We start from the raw sequence: 22,060 nt of genomic DNA, 5'->3' as shown, positions 1-22,060 counted from the left end.
GTATGGAGCCTACTAAATAAAAAAATGAATCGATGCACGGCAGTTTCTCCTGCCGCTTGCCTACGAAAACATCCGACTGAAAGTTAGAGTTGGAAACGTACCAAAGACCGTTTGGTACGAAAACGACAATTGAGGTCACCGGATGCGAAAGAGCCCGTCGCGAGGGATGCAACGGGCTCCATTCGGGCGTCGTGGGCTACGCCCAATGATCCAAATGAGGGGTGGGTTGGATCGCAGCAACAATGCAGGTGCAAGGCAGTCGTTCCCAAACTGTCTGCTTGGTAATTTCCGTACATTGAGTTTGGACGAAAGCGGCGCTAATTGAATTGGTGTCGTCCACAAGACATGGCGAGTGGACGCTTGAAAGACGCTTCGCGCTTTCGCCCTTTTTCAAGGGAGGATGGCATGTCGATGCAAGGTGCAGCAACTCCAGCCGAACTGAGCGTGCTGAAAAAAGCGCTCGACGACTGCTGCCGCGAGTTGGGTGTTGCGGACGACAGTCCTGTCCGCGAGCGGTTGGCCGCACGTATCATGTCGCTGTTCAACGAGGGTGTGCTCAGCGCCGATCTGAAAGAAGCGCTGGCCGCCGATCGCCAACACTAAGCTGCTGCTATGGTGGTGTCCTCGGTGCCGAAAGGTTCGGCACCGAGTCACCCTTTTTAGCCAAGGTCCTGGTTGGCCAAGGATCGTGGAAATCTTGTCTTTTCACGACAAAACGCCCGGCGCTTGTTGCCAAGCGGCAGGCGTTTTTGTCGCGAGCGTGACACTAAGGCCCGTCGCGTTCGACTGGCCTCATGCGATGTGCTTTAGGTTCCTGTTTTATGCACGTCGCTATCACAAAACCGCTGCACACCCTCGGTTCAAGCCCGAGGGCATGCTTTTGCGCGACATGCATTCAAATGCGCCCAAGCAGGACCAGGATAATGACGATAAGCAGCACCAGGCCTAGGCCGCCACCACCGTAATAGCCGGTGCCATAGAACGGTCCGCCGCCCAAGCCGCTGAAGCCGCCAAGCAAGGCAAGGACCAAGATTATGATGAGAATGGTTCCAAGGCCCATGATGTCTGCTCTCCTTGTTTGCGCTGCCGCCATTCGCATCAGCGCGTCGCATTGTACAAAGGTATGAACGTACAAAGGTATGAACTCACAAGGAGCATTCCTGTTCCGGCGGGACGTAAGGCGTACGCTTATGCGGCGAGCAAAATACCGGGCTGTGCCGTTAGAAAAGTCCACAGAAGCATGCCAGCCGAGAATGGCATGGCGGCCGCCTTGAACACCTGAGAACATGCTGAATTTCATGGGGAATTTGTCGGAACCTTCGCCCGCCCGAACGGTTGTTTTCGTAGTCGCAACGCGACGACCCTCGTAAAAAGGAGAAGCATCATGCTCACGAAAATACTCGCAGCTTCGGCGCTTACGATCGGTCTGGCCACGTCAGCGATGGCCCAGAACGTCGGCGATCCCTCCGGAGCCGCTGCCGACGGGAGCGGGCGGACGGTCGTAGTGCCGGATAATGGCGGCCCTGATACCGGCACGGATTCGACCATCACCAACAGCATTCGCGATTTCTCAACGACGAATTCGAATGCCGACCGGAATTGCCCGCCTGGCCCGCAAGGGGCTCTGCCCGATGCGACCGGCAAGGCTCCGGGCACGATGGCGCCGACGGTGAACGACAACCACTGCGGCAAGTAAGCGCCACAGCCTGACGAGGCCGCGGAGCATAGGCTCCGCGGCCGGTTGCCGTAAGATCAGCCGCCTAACGGCCGCGGTGGTCGAAGCTGACCGCGATCTCCCGACCGTCCAGCGCCCGAACGATGAAGCCAACCAGCTCCTCGTCGGTTTGCCGGAAGCAGGGAAAGCGCTTGCGCAAATCGGCTATGACGACGGTGGTCGAGAGAATATCGCCCGGATGGTAGTCGGCCATGACGGTATGGACGGCTTTGTCGGTATCAATACCGATTCCAAGCGGCGACTTGATCTGCCCCACGGAAGCCTCCACCCATCTCTCCCAGCCAACGATAGCAAGACTGCGGTAAAGCGAAAGAGCTTGTACGATTCCGTACGATCTCGTGGCTTGCGTTGCACTTTGCCGGACGCAGCCGGCGTCTTTTGTTTTGCGTTTCCAAACCATTGTTTTGCGGCGCGGGGGGTGGGCCCCCCACGACCAGGCAACCTCGCCGCAGCTTCCGCGTTGAGCCATCGGAGGGATGACATCAGCCTCGGAGAATCCCCATGAAAACCCTTCTATCCATCACTGCGGCAGCGATGATGGCTGGCGCATCTTTGGCTGCTTTCGCCCAATCGGCGACGCTGACGCCTCTGACGACCGACACCATGAGCAAGGTTGACACCGCGACGTTCATCAAGACCGTGCCCATTGCCAATACATTTGAAATCGAATCGAGCCGGCTTGCGCAGACCCAGGCGAAGGCCGACGACGTGAAGGCATTCGCGGCGCAAATGATCACGGACCACACCAAGGCCGGCGAGGACTTCAAGGCGGCGCTCAGCAAGGGTCAGACGACTTCGGCCACCCAGCCAGCCGGCCCGCCGCTGGACACCAAGCACCAGGCGCTGCTCGACCAACTCAAGGAGACCAGCGGGGACAGCTTCCAATCGAAATATATCGACATGCAGACCCAGGCGCATAAGGAAGCGGTGGCGCTGTTTTCCGCCTACGCAAATTCCGGCGACGATCCGGCGATGAAGGAGTTTGCCAAGAAGACGCTGCCGGTGCTGCAAATGCACGAACGTCACGTGAAGGATCTCGCTGCCGCGCATCAATGAGAGCGAACACCGTGCGGCTTCGCCAACGGAAACGCCCCGGCATGAATGAAGCGGCTGTCGTCGGGCCGGGAACAAAGCACCGAGAGTGCCGTTATTCACCCGCCCTATTCCGCGGAATATCCAATGGAAGGCGGCATTCGCGAGGCCTCAAGGATAGTAGCGCCGGCTTTCGGCGCCGTCCTGGTCGCCGCTGTCACAGGCTGAATCGCCTTCCGGCCAGCACAGGTTACCTCAATGCGCTACGGCGAGATATTTGCAAACGCAACGGCACTCTTGTTGCTGGCGCTAATGGTTGGCGGCGTCTTCGTCCTGTTTGGAGAACCGCTGTGGCCGCGGCACTACGCGCGAATGGTGCTGGTCACCGATATCGATGCCATTACCACCGCGTCAGTCCGAACAAGCTGCGTGCCCGGTCCCTGCCTGCCCGACACCATCGATCACACCGTGCTCGCTCCTCGCCCCGAGGACGGACCTTGATTTGCGATTTGCAGACGCTGGAGCCGGGTACGGAAAAGCCCGCCGCCCGAGCTGCGCGGCGGGCTTTTTGGTGCATCAACCCACGGTAGACCGTCTGGCCACGACTAGGTCAGGATAATCACGATCTTGTAGGTATTCGGGTCGACGATGACGATCCGGCCGTCGGCGAGCACGAAATACTCATAGCTTTCGTAAGCCGGAACGATCTTGACGATGCGCGCCGGCAGGCGATGCAGCCGGACCTTCTTTCGCGGAACCTCGACACCGACAGAGATGTCGAAATCGACGCTGGAAACCGGTTGGACGTTGGTCTCCTTGATGACCTGCGTGATCTCCGTCTTCTGTTCAACGGTCACATTGTTGATGGAAGCGGTCGAACTCTGGTCTTGCGTCTGCGTCGAGGCATTGCCCTGAGTCTGCTCGGTGGTCGTGGTCCCAGTCTTGCCCTGAGCCTGCTCCTCGGTCTTCATTTTCGTGTTGCCTTGGGCCTGCTCGGTGGTGGTGGTTCCAGCCTTGCCTTGAGCCTGCTCGTCGGTCTTCATCTTGGTGGTGCCCGTGGCCTGCTGCTCAGTCGTAGGGCCAGTCTTGCCCTGAGCCTGCTCGTCGGTCTTCATCTTGGTGGTGCCCGTCGCCTGCTGTTCAGTCGTGGCACCGGCCTTGCCCTGGGCTTGCTCGTCGGTCTTCAGCTTCGGTTTGCCCTGCGCCTGTTGATCAGTCGTGGCGCCGGCCTTGCCCTGGGCCTGCTCGCCCATCTTGGCGCCATTTGGGCAGTTGGCGGTGCCGGTTGCACAATTGGCGCCGGACTGGTCATCGGTCGACTGCTGCGTCTGGGCAAGTGCAGCCCCGCAGCTGACGCTGATTGCTAGCATGCTGGTGATCAGAACGCCTTTCATGAGAGATCTCCTTGGAAAATGCGTCCCTTCACCGCGTAAAACTGCGGCTAAAAAACTTTGTTCCAAACAATTGAGGGAAACGGCAAGCGATCCGAGTGGCGGAACAAGCTCCACCTGATGACGTTACCGGCCTATAGCGACCCCGCTGCGAACAGCATGACGCGACGCAGCGCAGAGGTGGCTCACGACGAAAGGAGACGATCATGAGAATGCATCTTTCGGCAGCCGCGGGTGGGTTCTTGCTGCTTGCGGGTGTTGGCGCCGCTGCCGCTCAGGACGTGGTCATCGAACCGCAGCAGGAGACGATCGTACGCGAATATGTGAAAAAGCAGCCCCTGGCGTCCGTCCAGCTTCCCGGCGTGGAGCTCAATGTCGGCTCGACCCTGCCCGATACCGTCGAGCTTCATGAAGTTCCCAACGTCAAATACCGCTACGTCGTCGTCGACAACCAGACCGTCCTGGTCGATCCGGGCACACGCAGGATCGTGAAGGTCATCCAGTGAGCAATGCGCGTCGTTTTTTGAAGGGACATGCGGCGCGCCCTGCATTGTCGACATCCCAAACTGCTGCCCGTGCTGGGCAATTCGAATGCAGAAAGGCCCGCCGTTCCGATGCATGGCGGGCCTCGTAGCGGAGACGACGCCTGGACAATTTCTGAACCAGCATTGGCTTATAACGCATGATCCCAGCACGCGCCCTGTGCTCGCCAGGCCCGAAACTTTGAGAGAATATTCCTGGCTTCGCATTTCGCGGGAAATTCGGTGCTTTGATCCGACGGTCAGCATTCCCGATGATGCCGGGAAGGCTTGGCACTCCGCCTGGCCGCAACAACTTCAGAACCGATGGGATAGATCATGTCTGGGAACACCAACACTTTGCGCTCATTTCTCTCCGCAAGTATAAACCGGCGCGCCGGTCTGGCTGTACTTTTCGCGTCGGCGGTTGCGATTGTCGGCCTTGCTGCGCCGTCCTTCGCCGAAGACAAGACGGCGGTCAAGGTCGGCATCATGAGCGGCGAGGACGAGGATGTGTGGCGGGTCGTCACCGCCCAGGCGGCAGAGAGGGGACTGACGATCGAGACCGTGGTGTTCAACGACTACACCCAGCCGAATGAAGCGCTCGAACGCGGCGAAATCGACGCCAACGCCTTCCAGCACAAGCCCTATCTCGACAATCAGATCAAGACGCAGGGCTATCACATCGTGCCGGTCGGCTATACCGGGGTTTGGCCGATCGGCCTCTATTCCAAGAAATACACAAGGATTGCCGACCTGCCCGAAGGCGCGGTCATTGGCGTACCGAACGACCCGTCCAATGAGGGCCGCGCACTGCGCGTTCTGCAGAGCGAAGGTCTGATCAAGCTCAGGGAAGGCACCGGCATTCTGGCGACGACCACCGACATTGCCGAAAACCCGAAGAAATTGGTCGTCAAGGAGCTTGACGCCGGCATTGTCGGGCGCTCGGTGGAAGACCTCGACGGGGCCGTGGTCAACACGGATTGGGCGCTTAAGAGCGGGCTCACGCCGGAGAACCGCATCGCCCAGGAGGCGGTGGCCGACAATCCCTACCGCAACTTCATCGCGGTCGGGGCCGGCAATGAAAACCAGCCCTGGGTAAAGACATTGGTCGCCTCCTATCAGAACGAAAAGGTGAAGGCCGAATTCGACCTGGTCTACAAGGGAACCGGCATCAGCGCCTATTGATGCCGAGCTCGACTGGGCGCTGAAGCCCGGCGTGATAAAGCGGTCCGCGCTTCAACGCGGACCGCGATCGCGTTTGCGGGACACTAAACAGGAACTTTCATGAACCAGCATTTCGCCCCGGTTGCCGAAGTCATGCATTCCGCCGGCAACCGTGCCGCGGGACCGGACGATGTCGTACGCCTAATCGAGCTGAAGCGCCGCTTTGGCGCGACAGCGGCGCTGGACGGCGTATCGCTCAGCGTGCGCCAGGGCGAGATCCTCGGCATCATCGGCCGCAGCGGCGCCGGCAAGTCGACGCTGATACGCTGCCTGAACGGCCTGGAACGGCCGGATACAGGACAGGTCTTCATCGAAGGTCGCGACATCAGCCGGCTCGGCGAGCGCGAATTGCAGCCGCTGCGCCGGCGCATCGGCATGATCTTCCAGCATTTCAACCTGCTGTCCGCCAAGACGGTCGAAGACAATGTAGCGCTGCCGCTCAAAATCGAAGGCCGGCCCAAGGCCGAACGCCTGGCGCGCGCCGCCGAGTTGCTCGAGCTCGTCGGCCTGTCGGAGAAGGCGAAAGCCTATCCGGCCTCGCTGTCGGGCGGGCAGAAGCAGCGCGTCGGCATTGCCCGGGCGCTTGCGGCGCGCCCGGCGCTGCTGCTGTCGGACGAAGCGACCTCGGCATTGGACCCGGAGACGACGCGCTCCATCCTTGCCTTGCTCAGAGACATCAACCGGCAGCTCGGCCTGACCATCCTGCTCATCACCCATGAGATGGAGGTGATCCGTTCGATCGCCGACCGCGTCGCGGTGATCGACGCCGGGCGGATCGTCGAGCAAGGGCCGGTCTGGTCGGTGTTTGCCGATCCGAAGTCGGCGATCACGCAAAGCCTGCTCGGCGGCATCAGGCCGCAATTGCCGGCGGAGATCGCAACCCGGCTAACGCAGAACGCCGGCGTGGAAGCGATCCTCAGGATCGACGTGGCGGGTGAGGCCGCGCGAAGCCCGCTTTTGTCCGATCTTGCCTCGGCAGTTCCCGGCTCGTTCCGCCTCGTGCATGGCGGCATCGATCACGTCCAGCAGCAGCCTGTCGGGACGCTGTTCGTGGCCATCGCCGGCAGCAATGAAGCTCACCTGGCAGAGGTGATCGCGTTCTTGAAAGCCCGCAATGCGCGGGTGGAGGTGCTTGGCCATGTCGCCGGTTCTGTTTGAGCTTCTCGTCCGTTCGATCTGGGAAACGATCCTGATGACGGCCGCCTCCGGCCTAATCTCGCTGGTTTTCGGGCTGCCGCTCGGCCTGGCGCTGGTCGCCACCGACCGCGGCGGCATCGCCGAAAACCTGTGGGTGAACCGCGCGCTTGGCGCGGTCATCAACGGTTTCCGCTCGGTGCCTTTCATCATCCTGCTGGTTGCGCTGATCCCGGTGACGCGGCTGATCGTCGGCACCTCGATCGGCACCTGGGCAGCGATCGTGCCGCTGTCGATCGCGGCGACGCCCTACTATGCCCGCATCGCCGAAGTGTCGCTGCGCGAGGTCGACCACGGGTTGATCGAAGCGGCGCGCGCCATGGGCGGCAACCGCTGGACGATCATTCGCGAGGTGCTGGTGCCGGAAGCGTTGCCCGGCATCGTCGCCGGCTTCACGGTGACGCTGGTGACGCTTATCGGCGCCTCGGCCATGGCCGGCGCCATCGGCGCCGGCGGGCTCGGCGACCTCGCCATCCGCTACGGTTACCAACGCTTCGAAACGTCAGTCATGATCGCCGTTGTCATCGTCCTGATCGCCCTGGTCTGCGGCATCCAGTGGGCCGGCGACCGGCTGGTCGCGAGGCTGGACCACCGCAACTGATCGTTGGCCGCAAATGACGGAAATCCAGGGCCGCGCCGTCAGCCGGCGCGCCTCTTTTCCGTGGCTGCCCGGTCGATCCCCAATCCATCCGCCGAGAGAGCGACGCCGAACTTTTCGGCGGCTTCTGCGGGCGTGTAATAGCCCAGCGCGACATCCCTCGACACCAGATCGGCGTCCCGTTGCAACGGATCGCCGTAGCCGCCGCCGCCCGGCGTGCCGACGCGCACGCGGTCGCCTGCCTTCAGCGTGATGTCCTGCTCCTTGGAGAGATGCGCAGGCACATGCGCCTCGCCGTCGCGGAACACGGTCACCGTGTTGACCGCACCGTCCTTGCCGCCGAGCGCGCCTTGCGGGCCGAAGCGGCCGTGATCCATGACGAAGGAGGCGCGGGCGTCGCCGCGCAGGATCTCGACCTCATAGGCAAGTCCGAAACCGCCGCGATGCTTGCCGGCGCCGCCCGAGCCTTCGCGCAGGGCGTAGTGGCGGTAGAGCACCGGGAAGGCCTGCTCCATGATTTCGACCGGTGGCGACTTGGAAATGCCGATGGTCGAGCAGCCATTGGTCAGGCCGTCGTGACCGGCATTGCCGCCATAGCCGCCGCCGGAGATCTGGTACATGACATAATCGCGGCCGCGGGCCGGATCGTTGCCGCCGAGCGCGAAATTGCCGCTGGAGCCGGCCGGAGCCGCCGTCACTTTGTCCGGCAGCGCCTGTACCATCGCCGCGAACACCGCCTCGGCGATGCGCTGCGAGACTTCGGCCGCGCAGCCCGACACCGGACGCGGATATTTGGCGTCGAGGAAAGTGCCTTCCGGCCGCTTGACGATCAGCGGCTCGAATGCGCCGGCGCTGATCGGCACGTCGGGGAAAATATGGCGCATGGCGAGATACACCGAGGACAAGGTCGTCGCCAGCACGCTGTTCATCGGCCCGGCACAAGGCTTTGACGACCCCGAGAAGTCGAAGCTGAGCGTGTCGCCCTGTTTTTCGACCGCCAGCGCGATAGTCAGCGGCTCGTTGACCACGCCGTCGGAATCAACAAAAGCCCGCGACCGATAAATGCCGTTGGGAATGGCTGATATGTTCGCGCGCATCTGTTCGGCGGCGCGGCGGCGCAGTTCGGCGATCGCATCGACGACCGTTTCATCCCCGTAACGATCCAGGATTCCGTTCAGTCGATCTTGACCGATCAGCAGTGCCGCCGCCTGCGCCCGGATGTCGCCGATGCGCTGGTCGGCAACCCTGATGTTCGAGCAGATGATGGCGTAGATTTCGCGATCGAGCACGCCCTTCTTGAACAGCTTCACCGGCGGCAGCCGCAAACCTTCCTGCTCGACCGCCGTTGCCGAGGCGGAGAAGCCGCCCGGCACCGAACCGCCGATGTCGGGCCAGTGGCCGGTGTTCGACAGCCAGCAGAATATCTTGCCGTCCCGGTAGACCGGCATGGCGAAGCGCACATCCATCAGATGGGTGCCGCCGAGATAGGGGTCATTGACGATGTAGATATCGCCCGGCTCGGGCGGCAGGCAGCGTCCGTCGGCGATCATCTCGATCACGGTTTTGGTCGAATACTGCATGACGCCGACGAACACCGGCAGGCCCTGGCTGCCTTGCGCGATCAGCGAACCATCGAGCGCCGAATAGATGCCATCCGAACGGTCATTGGCCTCGGCGATGACAGGCGAGAACGCGGCGCGCGAAAACGTCAGGTCCATTTCGTCGCAGACCTGCTGCAGGGCCGCCTGGATGACCGAAAGGGTGATCGCGTCGAGTTTTTCCATCTCAGGCCTCACCGATATCGATGATGATGTTGCCATCGGCATCCGATCGCGCCCGGTCGCCCGGCTCCAGCACGGTGGTGGCGTCCATCTGCTCGAGGATCGCCGGCCCCATGATGACGGCGTCGAGCGGCAGTTTTTCCCTGCTGTAGACCGGCGTGTCGTACCAGCGCCCGCCATACCAGACCGGCCGGATTTCGCGCCGCGCCTCTTCGAGCGTCTTGGCGCGGCCAGCCGGGTCGATCAGCCGCGACAGATCGATCGCCGCCCGCACGCCGGTGACCGAGGTGTTGAGGTTGACCAGATTGGCGCGGATTTCCGGCAGCTGGACCTTGAAGCGGGCGAAATAGGCCTTCTCGAACAGTTGCTGCAGTACCTCGCGCGTCACCGCAGACGACGGCAGCGGCACGTTGATGATATGCGTCTGGCCGACGAACTGCATGTCGGCGGAATGCGTGACGCGGATCGTTTCCGGCTTCACCGCTTCCTTGCCGATCAGCTCTTCGCCTTCGTTTCGGTGCCGTTCCAATGTGTCGTGGAGTTGGGTTTCATCGAGACTGGCCACCGGCTGGTTGACCGTGTTGACGAAGTCGTGCCTGAGGTCGGCGACGACGCAGCCGAGCGCATTGGTAATGCCCGGCCGCGCCGGCACCAGCACCTTGGGCAGGCCGAGCTCGCGCGCCAATGCCGTCGCATGCAGCGGCCCGGCGCCGCCGAAGGCGAACAGCGCGAAATCGCGCGGGTCGTGGCCGCGTGATACCGAAACCATGCGGATGGCGCCGGCCATCTTCACGTTGCCGAGCCGCAGCACCGCACCCGCAGCCTCGACGCCGGATAGGCCGGTGGCGCGGCCGATCCTGTCCTCGAATATGCCGGTGACGCGTTCGACGGTGACCGGGTTTTCCACCGCAAGCAGCTTTTTCGGCGCTAGCCGACCGAGCACCAGATTGGCGTCGGTGATGGTCGGCTCCAAGCCGCCGCGTCCGTAGCAGATCGGCCCGGGATTGGCGCCGGCGCTTTCCGGGCCGATCTGGATCAGGCCGGCCGCATCGACGCGGGCGATCGAGCCGCCGCCGGCGCCGACCGTATGCACCGCCACCATCGGCACATGGATCGGCATGGCATATTCGATCTCGATCTCGTTCGACACCGCCGGCTCGGCGTTGCGGATCAGCGCCACGTCGGTCGAGGTGCCGCCCATGTCGTAGGTGACCAGGTTTTCGAAGCCGGCGCGTTTTCCCGTATAGGCGGCGGCAATGACGCCGGAAGCGGGGCCGGACATGACGGTCTTGGCCGACTCACGTGTGACAAAACGGGCAGAGATCATGCCGCCATTGCCGTTCATGATCAGGAAGTCGCGGGCGTAGCCTTTTGATGCCAGCTCCTTACGCAGCCGCTCGACATAACGTTCGAGGATCGGTTGCACCGAAGCGTTGACCGAAGCGGTCACCCCGCGCTCGAATTCGCGCGCTTCCGAAAGCAGCGCGTGGCCCGTCGTGATGTAGCCGTTCGGCCAAAGCTCGGCGGCGATCTCGGCGGCGCGCCGCTCATGCGCCGGATTGGCGTAGGAATGCAGGAAATGGATGACGAGGGATTCACAGCCGGCCGCGATCAGTTGTGAAATCGCTGTCCGCATCTCGGCCTCGTCGAGCGGGATGCGCACCGCGCCCGAGGCTTCGACCCGCTCCGACACTTCGAGCCGCAGATTGCGCGGAATGATCGGCACGAAGGTGCCTGTCATTCCATAGGGTTGCGGCCGTGTCCGCCGGCCTAGCTCGATCACGTCGCGAAAGCCGCGCGTGGTGATCATGCCGGTCTTGGCCAACCGGCGCTCCAGAACGGCGTTGGTCGTGGTCGTCGTGCCGTGCACGATGAGGTCGATGCCGTCGACGGGAAAGCCGGTGGCACCAAGCGCTGCAACGACGCCGAAGGCCTGGTTGTCGACCGTCGTCGGGGTTTTGGCGATATGCACCCGGCCACCATCACGGCCGTCGATCAGAAGCAGGTCGGTAAAGGTTCCGCCGACATCTATGCCGGCGACGACACTGCCCGCCGAATCCAGAGCTTGCGCCGAAAAATTCTGTTCCATTGTCGAAACCCGAAATGCCCGAACTGCTTACATGCCTCAGTTTGGAAAGCTGTTTTACGGCGGCGTCTTGACGCAAATATCGTTTGTATACTAATAAATTCCGGACACAAGAGCTTACCGCTTCGGAGTGTGCAAACGGCACGCTGGAACCTGACCGGTTCGGGCGCGCAGGTGAAGATTTGGCGCGGGCGCTGAGCTGGCCCGGAAGGTTAGGTTTGATGAACACCACATCCGCGTTCAACACTGCCGGCGCCCGGCCGTTGCAGTTCCCGATACCGGCCAATGTCTATGCCGAAACTGTCGTCTCGGTGAAGCACTATACCGACCGGCTGTTTTCGTTCCGCATCACCCGGCCGCAGTCGCTGCGCTTCCGCTCCGGCGAGTTCGTCATGATCGGCCTGCCAAATGCCGAGAAGCCGGTGTTCCGCGCCTATTCGATCGCCAGCCCTGCCTGGGACGACGAACTCGAATTCTTCTCGATCAAAGTGCCGGACGGCCCGCTCACTTCGGAGCTGCAGAAGATCCAGATCGGCGACACCGTCATCATGCGGCAGAAGTCGACCGGTACGCTGGTGGTCGACGCACTGACGCCGGCCAAGCGCTTGTTCATGATCTCGACAGGCACCGGCATCGCGCCCTTCGCCAGCCTGCTGCGCGATCCCGACACCTATGAGAAGTTCGAGCAGGTGGTCCTGACCCATACCTGCCGAGACAATGCTGAACTCACCTACGGCCAGGAGCTGGTGGCCGCACTGGAGAATGATCCGCTGATCGGCGAGCTGACCGGTGGCCGCGTCACGCTCTACAATTCAACGACGCGTGAGACCTCCGAGTGCATGGGCCGCATCACCGCGCTGATCGGCTCGGGCAAATTCTACACCGATCTCGGCATCGACAAGCTCAATCCCGAGACCGACCGCATCATGATCTGCGGCTCGATGCATATGCTGAAGGACGTCAAGGAGCTGGCTGAAAGCCACGGCTTCCAGGAAGGCTCGCTGCATCATCCGGCAAGCTTCGTCGTCGAGCGCGCCTTCGTCGGCTGAGACGCGGCAGCTCAGCGTCCACTGGTTTGCGACCTTGATTTTGATCATACGGTCAAAAATCGGCTGCCTTGACTGCCTTTTTCCGCTATGACCGCTTGAAGGACTCGTGAAGCGCTGCTTCACGGTCTATCTTCGGCATAAGTCGCTGAACAAGGGGCAGGAGATGAGCAGCACAATCCGCGAAACCGATCTCGGCACGTCCAAGATCACGCCGCTGCCGGCGCGCGCCGCCGCCAATGCGCCGGTGCCGCAGGTCCATGGCATTGCCCGCAATCCCGGCATGAGGCTCGATCTCGGCTTCATGGAATCGGTGCGCAGCGTCAACCGTTCGGCGCTGGAACGCCGCGTCGCCAGCCTGACCAAACGACGCTCGATCAAGGCCGATAACCAGGCCGCCTGGCTGCTGCGCGCCGTCGCTTGCATGGACCTGACGACGCTGAACTCGAACGACACGGAAGAGCGCGTGCGCCGGCTCTGTGCCAAGGCAGTCAACCCGTTCCGCCGCGACATTGCCGAGGGGCTCGGCATTACCGGTGAACAGATCCGCCCGGCGGCGGTCTGCGTCTATCATCCCTTCGTCGCCACTGCCGTCGAGGCGCTGCGCGGCAGCGGCGTCCATGTCGCCGCCGTTTCGACGGCTTTCCCGCATGGCCTTGCCCCACTTTCGACGCGCCTGCAGGAGATCGAAGCATCGGTCCGCGACGGCGCCGACGAGATCGACGTCGTCATCCCGCGCGGCCTGGTATTCGGGGCGAAATGGCAAGAGCTCTATAACGAGATTGTCTCGATGCGCGCCGCTTGCGGCGAGGCGCATCTGAAGGTGATCCTCGGCACCGGCGACCTCGCGACGCTGCGCAACGTCATGCTCGCCTCGATGGTGGCGATGATGGCGGGCGCAGATTTCATCAAGACCTCCACGGGCAAGGAAAGCGTCAACGCGACGCTGCCGGTTGGCCTTGCCATGGTGCGCGCCATCCGCGCCTATTTCGAGGAAACCGGCTATCTCATCGGCTTCAAGCCGGCCGGTGGCATTTCCACGGCAAAAGCCTCGCTCGATTGGCTGGTGCTGATGAAAGAAGAACTGGGCCGGCCGTGGCTGGAGCCGGAGCTGTTTCGCTTCGGAGCATCAAGCCTTTTGACCGACATCGAGCGCCAACTCGAGCATCATCTGACAGGCCACTACTCGGCCAATCATCGCCACGCGATGGCGTGAATCGGAGCGCTTCATGAACATTCTCGAACGCTATCACGCCATGGATTACGGGCCGGCGCCGGAAGCCCGCAACGAGGCCGATGGGTGGCTTGCCGCGCGGGATTTCGGCAAAGCGCTGTTCATCGGCGGCGACTGGAAGGCAGCCAGCGGAGGCAAGACCTTCGACACCAGCGATCCCGCCTCCGGCAAATTGCTGGCCAAGGTGTCGGACGCTGGTGCCGCCGATATCGACGCTGCGGTTTCGGCCGCCACAAAAGCGCTGCCGAAATGGAGCGCCAGCACCGGCTACAGCCGAGCCAAAGTGCTCTATGCCATCGGCCGCGCCATGCAACGTCACCAACGGCTGTTCGCGGTGCTGGAATCGATCGACAACGGCAAGCCGATCCGCGAAAGCCGCGACATCGACGTGCCGCTCGCCATCCGCCATTTCATCCATCATGCCGGCTGGGCGCAGGCGCTGGACAGGGATTTTCCAGGCCATAAGGGCGTCGGCGTCGTCGGCCAGATCATCCCGTGGAACTTCCCGCTCTTGATGCTCGCCTGGAAGATCGCGCCGGCGCTCGCCGCGGGCTGCACCGTGGTGCTCAAACCCGCGGAATTCACGCCGCTCACCGCCATCCTCTTTGCCGAGATCTGCGGACGCGCCGGCGTGCCGAAGGGCGTCGTCAACATCGTCCAGGGCGGGCCGGAGGCGGGCGCGGCCATCGTCAACCATCCCGGCATCCAGAAGATTGCCTTCACCGGTTCGTCCGAGGTAGGCAAGATCATCCGCAAGGCCACTGCCGGTTCGGGCAAGAAACTGTCGCTGGAGCTTGGCGGCAAGTCGGCCTTTGTCGTTTTCGAGGATGCCGACCTCGACAGCGCCGTCGAAGGTCTGGTCGACGGCATCTGGTTCAACCAGGGCCAGGTCTGCTGTGCCGGCTCGCGCCTGCTGGTGCAGGAAGGCATCGCCGACGCCTTCATCGCCAAGGTCAAGACGCGGATGAGCCGGCTGCGCGTCGGCAGCCCGCTCGACAAGAACACCGACATCGGCCCGCTGGTCGATTTGACCCAGCTCGATCGCGTCAAGGGCCTGATCGCCGAAGGCGCCAAGCAGGGCGCGATCTGCTGGCAGCCGGACTCGGCACTGCCCGCCTCGGGCTATTACCATCTGCCAACGCTGGCGACAGGTGTTTCGCCGACTAACATTCTGGCACAGGAAGAGGTGTTCGGGCCGGTGCTCGCCACCATGACCTTCCGCAACACCGAGGAAGCGGTCGAGCTTGCCAACAACACGCGCTATGGCCTGGCCGCTTCGGTGTGGAGCGAGAACATCAATCTTGCGCTGCACGTCGCGCCGCAATTGAAGGCCGGCGTCGTCTGGGTCAACGGCACCAATATGTTCGACGCCGCCTGCGGTTTCGGCGGCTATCGCGAGAGCGGCTTTGGCCGCGAAGGCGGGCGCGAGGGCATGTTCGAATATCTCTCGGCAAAACTGCCGCTCAGCCCGACCATCAAACCGGCAACGTCTTCGGCCCAACCTGTCGAGCAGCCGGAAGGCGACGCCATCGACCGCACGGCAAAACTGTTCATCGGCGGCAAGCAGGTCCGGCCGGACGGAAATTATTCCTTCGCCGTCGCCACCGCCAAGGGCAAGCTTGCCGGCGAGGCCGGGCTCGGCAACCGCAAGGATATCCGTGACGCCGTCGCGGCCGCGCGCGCCTGCAAGGCCTGGCCGGAGGCGACCGCCTACAACCGCAGCCAGGTGCTCTACTACCTGGCCGAAAACCTTTCCGGCCGCGCCGACGAGTTTGCCGCCCGTTTGACCCAGCTCACCGGCGCGACCGCCAAGGCGGCGCGCGACGAGGTCGAGCTGTCGATCGAGCGCCTGTTCCTCTATGCCGGCTTGGCCGACAAATTCGAGGGCCGCGTCCACCAGCCGCCAGCCCGCGCCGTCACACTGGCACTGCACGAACCGGTCGGCGTCGTCGGTATCGTCGCGCCGGACAATGCGCCTTTGCTCGGCCTGATCTCGCTGGTGGCGCCTGCGCTCGCCATGGGCAACACCGTGGTCGCCGTGCCGTCCGAAAAATACCCGCTGCTTGCCACCGACCTCTACCAGGTCATCGAATATTCCGACGTTCCGGCGGGCGCCATCAATATCGTCACCGGCCGTAGCGCCGAGCTGGCCGGCGTACTGGCCAAGCATGACGATGTTGACGGGCTCTGGGTGTTCGCCGATGCCGAGACTTGCGCCAAGGCCGAGGCCGAGTCCATCGGCAATCTCAAACGCGTCTGGACCGGCAACGGCCACAGCCTCGACTGGGCGTTGAACGAAGCAGCCGGCGATACCCTGCTGCGCCGTGCGATCGAGGTCAAGAACGTCTGGGTGCCCTACGGCGACTGAATGTCCCGGAAGGACGTCCGGGCTTGACGAGCCAAAAGATGTTCTTTACCGAGAAAAAACATTTGGCTGGCAGGCGAATATCGAAACAGGCGGGATGGTAGTGCTCCCCTGGCACATTGCGCCCCGGCCTTGTGCCGGTAAAAAGCCGAACGATCATAGACGGGCGAGGAGAAAAGCATGGCGGATCTGACAGGCAAAATCGTTGTCGTCACGGCGGCGGCGCAAGGCATCGGCCGGGCGAGCGCCCTGGCTTTCGCCAAGGCCGGCGCCGTCGTCCATGCCACCGACATCAACGAGGTGGTGCTCGCCGACCTCGGCAAGACGCCCGGCATCAAGACCCGCAAGCTGGATGTGCTGAACGACGAGGCGGTGAACGCCGCTTTTGCCGAGATCGGCGCCGTCGACGTGCTGTTCAATTGCGCCGGCTTCGTCCATTCCGGGTCGATCCTCGAGATGAAGGACGGCGATCTCGACTTTGCCTATGACCTCAATGTTCGCTCGATGATCCGCACCATCCGCGCCGTGCTGCCCGGCATGCTGGAGCGCGGCGACGGCTCGATCATCAACATGGCATCGCTGGCCAGTTCGACCAAGGGCGTGCCGAACCGCTTCGTTTACGGGCTGACCAAGGCAGCCGTCATCGGCCTGACCAAATCGGTCGCGGCCGACTATGTCGGCAAGGGCATACGCTGCAATGCGATCTGTCCGGGCACGGTCGAAAGCCCGTCGCTGCAGGACCGCATGCATGCGCAGGGCGATTACGAAGCAGCTCGCGCGGCCTTCATCGCCCGCCAGCCGATGGGCCGCCTCGGCACACCCGAGGAAATCGCCGATCTCGCCGTCTATCTCGCTGGCGCCACCTATACGTCGGGGCAGGCTTATAATATCGACGGTGGCTGGTCGATCTAAGCTCATCTCAAATCAAGGAGAGGAATTCTATGAAACTGCTGCGCTATGGCGAGGCGGGGAGCGAACGCCCCGGCCTGCTCGATGCCGATGGAACGATCCGCGACCTCTCCGCCCATGTCACCGACATTGCCGGCAAGGCGCTTGACCCGGCATCGCTTGAGACATTGTCGAAGCTCGATGTGAAATCTTTGCCGGCGGTTTCCGGCAAGCCGCGGATCGGCGCCTGCGTCGCCGGCACCGGCAAATTCATCTGCATCGGCCTCAACTATTCCGACCACGCCGCCGAAACCGGCGCCACCGTGCCGCCGGAGCCGATCATCTTCATGAAGGCAAGCTCGGCCATTGTCGGGCCGAATGACGACGTGCTGATCCCCCGCGGCTCGGTGAAGACCGACTGGGAAGTTGAGCTCGGCGTGGTCATCGGCAAGACCGCAAAATATGTCACCGAAGCCGAGGCGCTGGACTATGTCGCCGGTTACTGCGTCGCGCATGACGTCTCCGAGCGCGCCTTCCAGGCCGAGCGCCAGGGCCAGTGGACCAAGGGCAAGAGCTGCGACACGTTCGGGCCGATCGGTCCGTGGCTGGTGACCAAGGACGAGGTCAAGGACCCGCAGAACATCCCTATGTGGCTGACGGTCAACGGCAAGACGATGCAGAACGGCTCGACCAAGACCATGGTCTTCGGCGTCGCTTATCTCGTCTCCTATCTCAGCCAGTTCATGTCGCTGCACCCGGGCGATATCATCTCGACCGGCACGCCGCCCGGCGTCGGCCTCGGCATGAAGCCGCCGGTGTTCCTGAAGCCCGGCGATGTGGTCGAGCTCGGTATCGAAGGGCTTGGTATACAGAAGCAGACGTTCAAGGCGGATTTGTAGAAACCTTCCCTTCTCCCCTTGTTGTGGGAGAAGGTGGATCGGCGCGCAGCGCCGAGACGGTTGAGGGGTGTTGGAAGAAACGAGGCATGAAAACATCAGGGGATTTTAGGCACGTACGCTTTCAGGGCAGCGATCCTTCCAGCACCCCTCATCCGACCGAGCTTCGCTCGGCCACCTTCTCCCACAAGGGGAGAAGGGGAGTCGGCGCCTACTCCAGCACCTTGCCATCGGCTCCAAACCGGTATGTCTTCGCCGGATCCGGCGTCGCATAGAGCGTGGCGCCGGGTTCGGCGTTGTAGACGCCGAAGATGCGCACGGTGATCAAACCGGCCTTCTCGCAGTCGAGATAGAGATTGGTGTCGGCGCCAAGGTGCTCGGCGTGGACGACCGTGCCTTTCCAGGCGCCGGCTTTGGGATCCACCGTCAAATGTTCGGGACGGACGCCGATGGTCTTTGCCGTTTCGCCAAGCCTGGCACCGTCGACGAAATTCATCTTTGGTGAGCCGATAAAGCCGGCCACGAACTCGTTAGCCGGCGAATTGTATAGCTCCATCGGGCCGCCGATCTGCTCGATTTTTCCGGCGTTGAGGACGACGATCTTGTCGGCGAGCGTCATCGCCTCGACCTGGTCGTGAGTGACATAGATCATCGTTGCCTTCAGCCGGCGATGCAATTGCGCGATCTCCAGCCTGGTGTTGACGCGCAGCGCGGCATCGAGGTTCGACAGCGGCTCGTCGAACAGGAAAAGCTTGGGTTCGCGCACCACGGCGCGGCCGATGGCGACGCGCTGGCGCTGGCCGCCGGACAATTCGGCCGGCCGCCTCTCGAGATAGGGCTCTAGCGACAGCATCGAGGAAGCGATGCCGATGCGGCGGTCGATCTCGGCCGTCGGCGTGCCCGCCTGCTTGAGGCCGAGGCCCATATTGTTCTTCACCGTCAGATGCGGGTAGAGCGCGTAGGTCTGGAACACCATGGCGATGCCGCGCTTGGCCGGCGGCGTTGCGGAGACGTCCGTCCCGTCGATGACCACGCGGCCCGAGGTCGAGTCCTCCAGTCCGGCGATGACCCTCAGCAACGTCGACTTCCCGCAGCCGGATGGACCGACGAAGACGACGAACTCGCCATCGGTCACTTCGAGGTTGATGCCCTTCAGCACCTCGACCGGCCCGAAGGCCTTTTTCACGTTCTCGATGTTCAGCGAGCCCACGGCTTAGTCCCTGTTCTAGAGTTTCACGGCGAGGCCGCTGCGTACGCTCTCGTCGGCGGCCAGGCAGACGGCGAGCGACTTCACCGCGTCATCCATGTGGCGGGTCAAGTCTAGATCCTCGCGGATCGCCTTCAGCACAAACGCCTGTTCCAGGTCGCAGAGGTCCTGATGGCCGGGCTCGCCTTGCATTGACAGCATCTCATCCGGTTTGGCGAACTTGCCGTCCGCGCCGGTTGCCGCACTGTGCAGGCGGATGGTCGAGGTCTTGGTGTGGGTATCGATGTCGTCGGACCTGGCGCCCTCCTTCATGACGATCGACACGGAGCCATTGGGCGAGATCACGTCTTTCACGAAGAAAGCCGTCTCCGAAATCATCGGCCCCCAGCCGGCCTCGTACCAGCCGACCGAGCCGTCGTCGAACAGCACCTGCAGGTGCCCGTAATTGTACATCGACGTTGCGATCTCGTCGCTCAGCCGCAGCCCCATGCCACGCACCTCGACCGGCCTGGCGTCGGTGATCTGCAGCATCACGTCGAGATAATGCACGCCGCAATCGACGATCGGCGACGTCGTCTGCATCAGCTGCTTGTGCGTCTCCCAGGTATGTCCTGAGGATTGCTGGTTGAGGTTCATGCGGAACACGTAAGGGCCGCCGAGCTTCCGCGCCTCGGCGATCAGCCTGATCCAGGACGGGTGGTGGCGCAGGATATAGCCGATCACCAGTTTCTTGCCGTTGGCCTTGGCTGCTGCGACGACGCGTTCTGCATCGGCGACCGTCGTTGCCAGCGGCTTTTCGACGAAGACATGGCAGCCGGCCTCGAATGCCTTGACGGCATAGTCGGCATGGCTGTCGGAATAGGTGGCGATGCAGGCGACGTCTGGCTTTTCATCGCGCAGCGCCTCGTCGAAGGAACGCCGGATGGCGTAGGTCGAAAGCCCTTCCGGCAGCGGCACATCGGAGCGGTTGACCAGCGCGGCGATCTGAAACCCCGGATTAGTGTGATAGGCCAGCGCATGGCTGCGCCCCATATTGCCGAGGCCGGCGACGACAACGCGAAGGGGTGTTTGCGAATTCACTTGACCGCTCCCGAAGTGATACCGCGGATCAGCTGCCGCGAGAAGATGACGTAGAGGATCAGCACCGGCATGATCGCCAGCGACAGGGCGGCCAGGATGGCGTTCCAGTTGGTGACGAACTGGCCGAGGAACAATTGTGCGCCCAGCGTCACCGTCTTGGTCTCCTCCGACGGCGCCAGGATCAGCGGGAACCACAGATCGTTCCAGATCGGGATCATGGTGAAGACCGCGACCGTCGCCATCGATGGCCGCACAAGCGGCAGCACCAGCCGGAAAAAGATCGTGTATTCGGACAGGCCATCGATCCTGCCCGCATTCTTCAGATCGTCGGAGACCTGCTTCATGAATTCCGACAGGATGAAAACGGCCAGCGGCAGGCCCTGCGCCGTGTAGACCAGGATCAGCGCCGTCAGCGTGTTGACCAGTCCACTCGCCACCATCAACTGCAGGATGGCGACGGTGCCGAGGCGGATCGGGATCATGATGCCGAGCGCCAGGTAAAGCCCCATCAGCGAATTGCCACGAAAGCGGTATTCCGACAGCGCGAACGCAGCCATGGCGCCGAACAAAAGCACGAAGAACAGCGAGGCGACGGTGACGACAAGGCTGTTCTGGAAATAGTGGATGAAGTCGCCCTGGCCGATCACCGTGGTGTAGCCGATCAGGTCGAAGGTCCCCGGCGTCGGCGGCGTCAGCGGCGCACCGAAGATACCGGCACGCGATTTGAACGAATTCATGATCACGAGGATCACCGGAAACAGCGCGATCGCGGTGTAGGTCAATAGGATCGCGTGGGCGCCGATGGTGCGGGGCAGCGAGCGGGTTGCGGTGCTCATGGTCACGCTCCCCTAAAACTGGTAGCGACGCAAGCGCGTCTGCACGAGGAACAGATAGACGCAGACGCCGCCGAGGATGATCAGGAACATCATCGTGGCGATCGCCGCGCCCATGTTGGGATCGCCGACCTGGAGCTGGAAGCCGAAGAAAGCGCGGTAGAGGAAGGTGCCGAGAATATCCGTTGAATAGTTCGGTCCGGCCAGCGCGCCTTGCGCGGTGTAGATCAGGTCGAAAGCGTTGAAATTGCCGACGAACGTCAGGATCGAGATGATGCCGATCGACGGCAGGATCAGCGGCAGCTTGATCTTCCAGAACTGCGCCATACCGGTGATCCCGTCGCATTCGGCAGCCTCGATCACCTCTTCGGGGATGGACAGCAATGCCGCATAGATCAGCATCATCGGGATGCCGACGAACTGCCAGACCGAAATCAGGCTGAGCGCGGTCAGCGCGTATTGCGCCTTGCCTAGCCAGGGCGTGAACAGGCTTTTCAGGCCGACAAGGTCCATCATATGCGGCGCCACGCCCCATAGCGGCGACAGGATCAGCTTCCAGGCGAAGCCGACGATGACGAAGGACAGGATCGTCGGCACGAAGATCGCCGTGCGGTAGAAGGCGGAAAACCGCAGCCTGGGGCTGGACAGAAGTGCTGCCAAAAGGACGCCGATCGGATTCTGCACCAGCATGTGGATGATGAAGAACCAGACATTGTTCCTGAGCGCATTCCAGAAATTGACCGACCAGTTGGGATCGCCGAACAGCATGCGGAAATTTTCCAGTCCGACGAAGACCTGCGACTGATTGATGTTGCGGAACAAGGAAAGCTGCAGCGTGCCGGCCAGCGGCAGGATCATGATCGCCGTATAGACCAGCAACGCCGGCGCCAGGAAAACGCCGATATGCCAACGGAATGGTCTTTTCGGTGCTGCGGCCATGCGTTCGGTC

22 protein-coding genes are annotated in these 22,060 nt (G+C 62.5%); 13 read left to right on the top strand and 9 right to left on the bottom strand.

Annotated features, from left to right (window positions below; genetic code table 11):
- Positions 1 to 405 precede the first annotated feature (405 nt).
- Positions 406 to 603, top strand: coding sequence for a hypothetical protein (locus NKG60_RS07325; protein ID WP_292655400.1), 198 nt, complete (start codon positions 406 to 408; stop codon positions 601 to 603).
- 292 nt (positions 604 to 895) lie between these two features.
- Here NKG60_RS07325 and NKG60_RS07320 read toward each other — a convergent pair whose 3' ends face one another.
- Positions 896 to 1,060, bottom strand: coding sequence for a DUF3309 family protein (locus tag NKG60_RS07320; RefSeq protein ID WP_023677107.1), 165 nt, complete (start codon positions 1,058 to 1,060; stop codon positions 896 to 898).
- 324 nt (positions 1,061 to 1,384) lie between these two features.
- Here NKG60_RS07320 and NKG60_RS07315 point away from each other — a divergent pair, with 324 nt between their 5' ends.
- Positions 1,385 to 1,696, top strand: a complete 312-nt coding sequence (locus NKG60_RS07315) for a hypothetical protein (protein WP_023720549.1) — start codon at positions 1,385 to 1,387, stop codon at positions 1,694 to 1,696.
- Between the two features lie 64 nt (positions 1,697 to 1,760).
- Here NKG60_RS07315 and NKG60_RS07310 read toward each other — a convergent pair whose 3' ends face one another.
- Positions 1,761 to 1,991, bottom strand: a complete 231-nt coding sequence (locus tag NKG60_RS07310) for a hypothetical protein (protein WP_352663837.1) — start codon at positions 1,989 to 1,991, stop codon at positions 1,761 to 1,763.
- 245 nt (positions 1,992 to 2,236) lie between these two features.
- On the opposite strand from NKG60_RS07310, the gene NKG60_RS07305 reads away from it, so the two are divergent.
- Positions 2,237 to 2,791 carry a DUF4142 domain-containing protein gene (locus NKG60_RS07305; RefSeq protein ID WP_352663839.1) on the top strand — a complete coding sequence of 185 codons (555 nt, stop codon included), beginning with the start codon at positions 2,237 to 2,239 and terminating at the stop codon, positions 2,789 to 2,791.
- Between the two features lie 234 nt (positions 2,792 to 3,025).
- Positions 3,026 to 3,268, top strand: coding sequence for a polymerase (locus NKG60_RS07300; RefSeq protein ID WP_352663841.1), 243 nt, complete (start codon positions 3,026 to 3,028; stop codon positions 3,266 to 3,268).
- A gap of 104 nt (positions 3,269 to 3,372) precedes the next feature.
- On the opposite strand, the gene NKG60_RS07295 is transcribed toward NKG60_RS07300, so the two are convergent.
- The gene (locus NKG60_RS07295; protein WP_352663843.1) at positions 3,373 to 4,161 is read right to left on the bottom strand and encodes a DUF1236 domain-containing protein; all 789 of its coding nucleotides are present in this window, start codon (positions 4,159 to 4,161) and stop codon (positions 3,373 to 3,375) included.
- A 203-nt stretch (positions 4,162 to 4,364) separates the two neighbouring features.
- Here NKG60_RS07295 and NKG60_RS07290 point away from each other — a divergent pair, with 203 nt between their 5' ends.
- From NKG60_RS07290 to NKG60_RS07275, 4 genes are all read left to right on the top strand, one after another.
- Positions 4,365 to 4,664, top strand: coding sequence for a DUF1236 domain-containing protein (locus NKG60_RS07290; protein ID WP_352663845.1), 300 nt, complete (start codon positions 4,365 to 4,367; stop codon positions 4,662 to 4,664).
- 351 nt (positions 4,665 to 5,015) lie between these two features.
- Entirely contained in the window at positions 5,016 to 5,864 is an 849-nt protein-coding gene (locus tag NKG60_RS07285) for a MetQ/NlpA family lipoprotein (RefSeq protein WP_352663847.1), read from the top strand.
- 132 nt (positions 5,865 to 5,996) lie between these two features.
- On the top strand, positions 5,997 to 7,061 hold the full coding sequence (locus NKG60_RS07280) for a methionine ABC transporter ATP-binding protein (protein WP_352663953.1): 1,065 nt from the start codon (positions 5,997 to 5,999) through the stop codon (positions 7,059 to 7,061).
- Entirely contained in the window at positions 7,042 to 7,698 is a 657-nt protein-coding gene (locus NKG60_RS07275; RefSeq protein WP_352663849.1) for a methionine ABC transporter permease, read from the top strand. The genes NKG60_RS07280 and NKG60_RS07275 overlap by 20 nt, the downstream gene beginning before the upstream one ends.
- Positions 7,699 to 7,736: 38 nt before the next feature.
- Here NKG60_RS07275 and NKG60_RS07270 read toward each other — a convergent pair whose 3' ends face one another.
- The gene (locus tag NKG60_RS07270) at positions 7,737 to 9,479 is read right to left on the bottom strand and encodes a hydantoinase B/oxoprolinase family protein (RefSeq protein ID WP_352663851.1); all 1,743 of its coding nucleotides are present in this window, start codon (positions 9,477 to 9,479) and stop codon (positions 7,737 to 7,739) included.
- A gap of 1 nt (position 9,480) precedes the next feature.
- A complete protein-coding gene (locus NKG60_RS07265; RefSeq protein WP_352663853.1) occupies positions 9,481 to 11,565 on the bottom strand; it encodes a hydantoinase/oxoprolinase family protein in 2,085 nt (694 codons plus the stop codon).
- Between the two features lie 218 nt (positions 11,566 to 11,783).
- Between NKG60_RS07265 and NKG60_RS07260 the strand changes: the two genes are divergently transcribed.
- The 5 genes from NKG60_RS07260 to NKG60_RS07240 all read left to right on the top strand — a co-directional run bounded on the left by NKG60_RS07260 (position 11,784) and on the right by NKG60_RS07240 (position 17,994).
- A complete protein-coding gene (locus NKG60_RS07260) occupies positions 11,784 to 12,611 on the top strand; it encodes a ferredoxin--NADP reductase (protein WP_352663855.1) in 828 nt (275 codons plus the stop codon).
- A 163-nt stretch (positions 12,612 to 12,774) separates the two neighbouring features.
- Positions 12,775 to 13,824, top strand: coding sequence for a deoxyribose-phosphate aldolase (gene deoC / locus NKG60_RS07255; RefSeq protein WP_352663857.1), 1,050 nt, complete (start codon positions 12,775 to 12,777; stop codon positions 13,822 to 13,824).
- Positions 13,825 to 13,837: 13 nt separating this feature from the next.
- Entirely contained in the window at positions 13,838 to 16,210 is a 2,373-nt protein-coding gene (locus NKG60_RS07250; protein WP_352862918.1) for an aldehyde dehydrogenase family protein, read from the top strand.
- A gap of 177 nt (positions 16,211 to 16,387) precedes the next feature.
- Positions 16,388 to 17,119: an SDR family oxidoreductase gene (locus tag NKG60_RS07245; protein WP_254815741.1), complete on the top strand. Its 732-nt coding sequence runs from the start codon at positions 16,388 to 16,390 to the stop codon at positions 17,117 to 17,119.
- A 29-nt stretch (positions 17,120 to 17,148) separates the two neighbouring features.
- Positions 17,149 to 17,994, top strand: a complete 846-nt coding sequence (locus NKG60_RS07240) for a fumarylacetoacetate hydrolase family protein (RefSeq protein ID WP_352663861.1) — start codon at positions 17,149 to 17,151, stop codon at positions 17,992 to 17,994.
- 208 nt (positions 17,995 to 18,202) lie between these two features.
- Here NKG60_RS07240 and NKG60_RS07235 read toward each other — a convergent pair whose 3' ends face one another.
- The 4 genes from NKG60_RS07235 to NKG60_RS07220 are packed head-to-tail and all read right to left on the bottom strand — an operon-like array spanning position 18,203 to position 22,050.
- A complete protein-coding gene (locus NKG60_RS07235) occupies positions 18,203 to 19,201 on the bottom strand; it encodes an ABC transporter ATP-binding protein (RefSeq protein ID WP_352974688.1) in 999 nt (332 codons plus the stop codon).
- Positions 19,202 to 19,216: 15 nt separating this feature from the next.
- A complete protein-coding gene (locus NKG60_RS07230) occupies positions 19,217 to 20,278 on the bottom strand; it encodes a Gfo/Idh/MocA family protein (RefSeq protein ID WP_352663865.1) in 1,062 nt (353 codons plus the stop codon).
- Entirely contained in the window at positions 20,275 to 21,114 is an 840-nt protein-coding gene (locus NKG60_RS07225; protein ID WP_023718923.1) for a carbohydrate ABC transporter permease, read from the bottom strand. Before NKG60_RS07225 ends, NKG60_RS07230 begins: the two co-directional genes overlap by 4 nt.
- A gap of 12 nt (positions 21,115 to 21,126) precedes the next feature.
- A complete protein-coding gene (locus NKG60_RS07220; RefSeq protein ID WP_023718922.1) occupies positions 21,127 to 22,050 on the bottom strand; it encodes a carbohydrate ABC transporter permease in 924 nt (307 codons plus the stop codon).
- Positions 22,051 to 22,060 lie beyond the last annotated feature (10 nt).

It is taken from the genome of Mesorhizobium sp. M1428, from assembly GCF_040317515.1.
GTDB lineage: Bacteria > Pseudomonadota > Alphaproteobacteria > Rhizobiales > Rhizobiaceae > Mesorhizobium.
Note: the sequence above shows the minus strand (reverse complement) of the source record. Positions and strands in the feature narration are given on the sequence as shown.

Excerpts from the sequence above, each read along its gene's own strand:
- NKG60_RS07325 (WP_292655400.1), top strand. The coding sequence starts at position 406 with ATGTCGATGCAAGGTGCAGCAACTCCAGCCGAACTGAGCGTGCTGAAA.
- NKG60_RS07320 (WP_023677107.1), bottom strand. The coding sequence starts at position 1,060 with ATGGGCCTTGGAACCATTCTCATCATAATCTTGGTCCTTGCCTTGCTT.
- NKG60_RS07315 (WP_023720549.1), top strand. The coding sequence starts at position 1,385 with ATGCTCACGAAAATACTCGCAGCTTCGGCGCTTACGATCGGTCTGGCC.
- NKG60_RS07305 (WP_352663839.1), top strand. The coding sequence starts at position 2,237 with ATGAAAACCCTTCTATCCATCACTGCGGCAGCGATGATGGCTGGCGCA.
- NKG60_RS07300 (WP_352663841.1), top strand. The coding sequence starts at position 3,026 with ATGCGCTACGGCGAGATATTTGCAAACGCAACGGCACTCTTGTTGCTG.
- NKG60_RS07295 (WP_352663843.1), bottom strand. The coding sequence starts at position 4,161 with ATGAAAGGCGTTCTGATCACCAGCATGCTAGCAATCAGCGTCAGCTGC.
- NKG60_RS07290 (WP_352663845.1), top strand. The coding sequence starts at position 4,365 with ATGAGAATGCATCTTTCGGCAGCCGCGGGTGGGTTCTTGCTGCTTGCG.
- NKG60_RS07285 (WP_352663847.1), top strand. The coding sequence starts at position 5,016 with ATGTCTGGGAACACCAACACTTTGCGCTCATTTCTCTCCGCAAGTATA.
- NKG60_RS07280 (WP_352663953.1), top strand. The coding sequence starts at position 5,997 with ATGCATTCCGCCGGCAACCGTGCCGCGGGACCGGACGATGTCGTACGC.
- NKG60_RS07275 (WP_352663849.1), top strand. The coding sequence starts at position 7,042 with ATGTCGCCGGTTCTGTTTGAGCTTCTCGTCCGTTCGATCTGGGAAACG.
- NKG60_RS07270 (WP_352663851.1), bottom strand. The coding sequence starts at position 9,479 with ATGGAAAAACTCGACGCGATCACCCTTTCGGTCATCCAGGCGGCCCTG.
- NKG60_RS07265 (WP_352663853.1), bottom strand. The coding sequence starts at position 11,565 with ATGGAACAGAATTTTTCGGCGCAAGCTCTGGATTCGGCGGGCAGTGTC.
- NKG60_RS07260 (WP_352663855.1), top strand. The coding sequence starts at position 11,784 with ATGAACACCACATCCGCGTTCAACACTGCCGGCGCCCGGCCGTTGCAG.
- deoC (WP_352663857.1), top strand. The coding sequence starts at position 12,775 with ATGAGCAGCACAATCCGCGAAACCGATCTCGGCACGTCCAAGATCACG.
- NKG60_RS07250 (WP_352862918.1), top strand. The coding sequence starts at position 13,838 with ATGAACATTCTCGAACGCTATCACGCCATGGATTACGGGCCGGCGCCG.
- NKG60_RS07245 (WP_254815741.1), top strand. The coding sequence starts at position 16,388 with ATGGCGGATCTGACAGGCAAAATCGTTGTCGTCACGGCGGCGGCGCAA.
- NKG60_RS07240 (WP_352663861.1), top strand. The coding sequence starts at position 17,149 with ATGAAACTGCTGCGCTATGGCGAGGCGGGGAGCGAACGCCCCGGCCTG.
- NKG60_RS07225 (WP_023718923.1), bottom strand. The coding sequence starts at position 21,114 with ATGAGCACCGCAACCCGCTCGCTGCCCCGCACCATCGGCGCCCACGCG.
- NKG60_RS07220 (WP_023718922.1), bottom strand. The coding sequence starts at position 22,050 with ATGGCCGCAGCACCGAAAAGACCATTCCGTTGGCATATCGGCGTTTTC.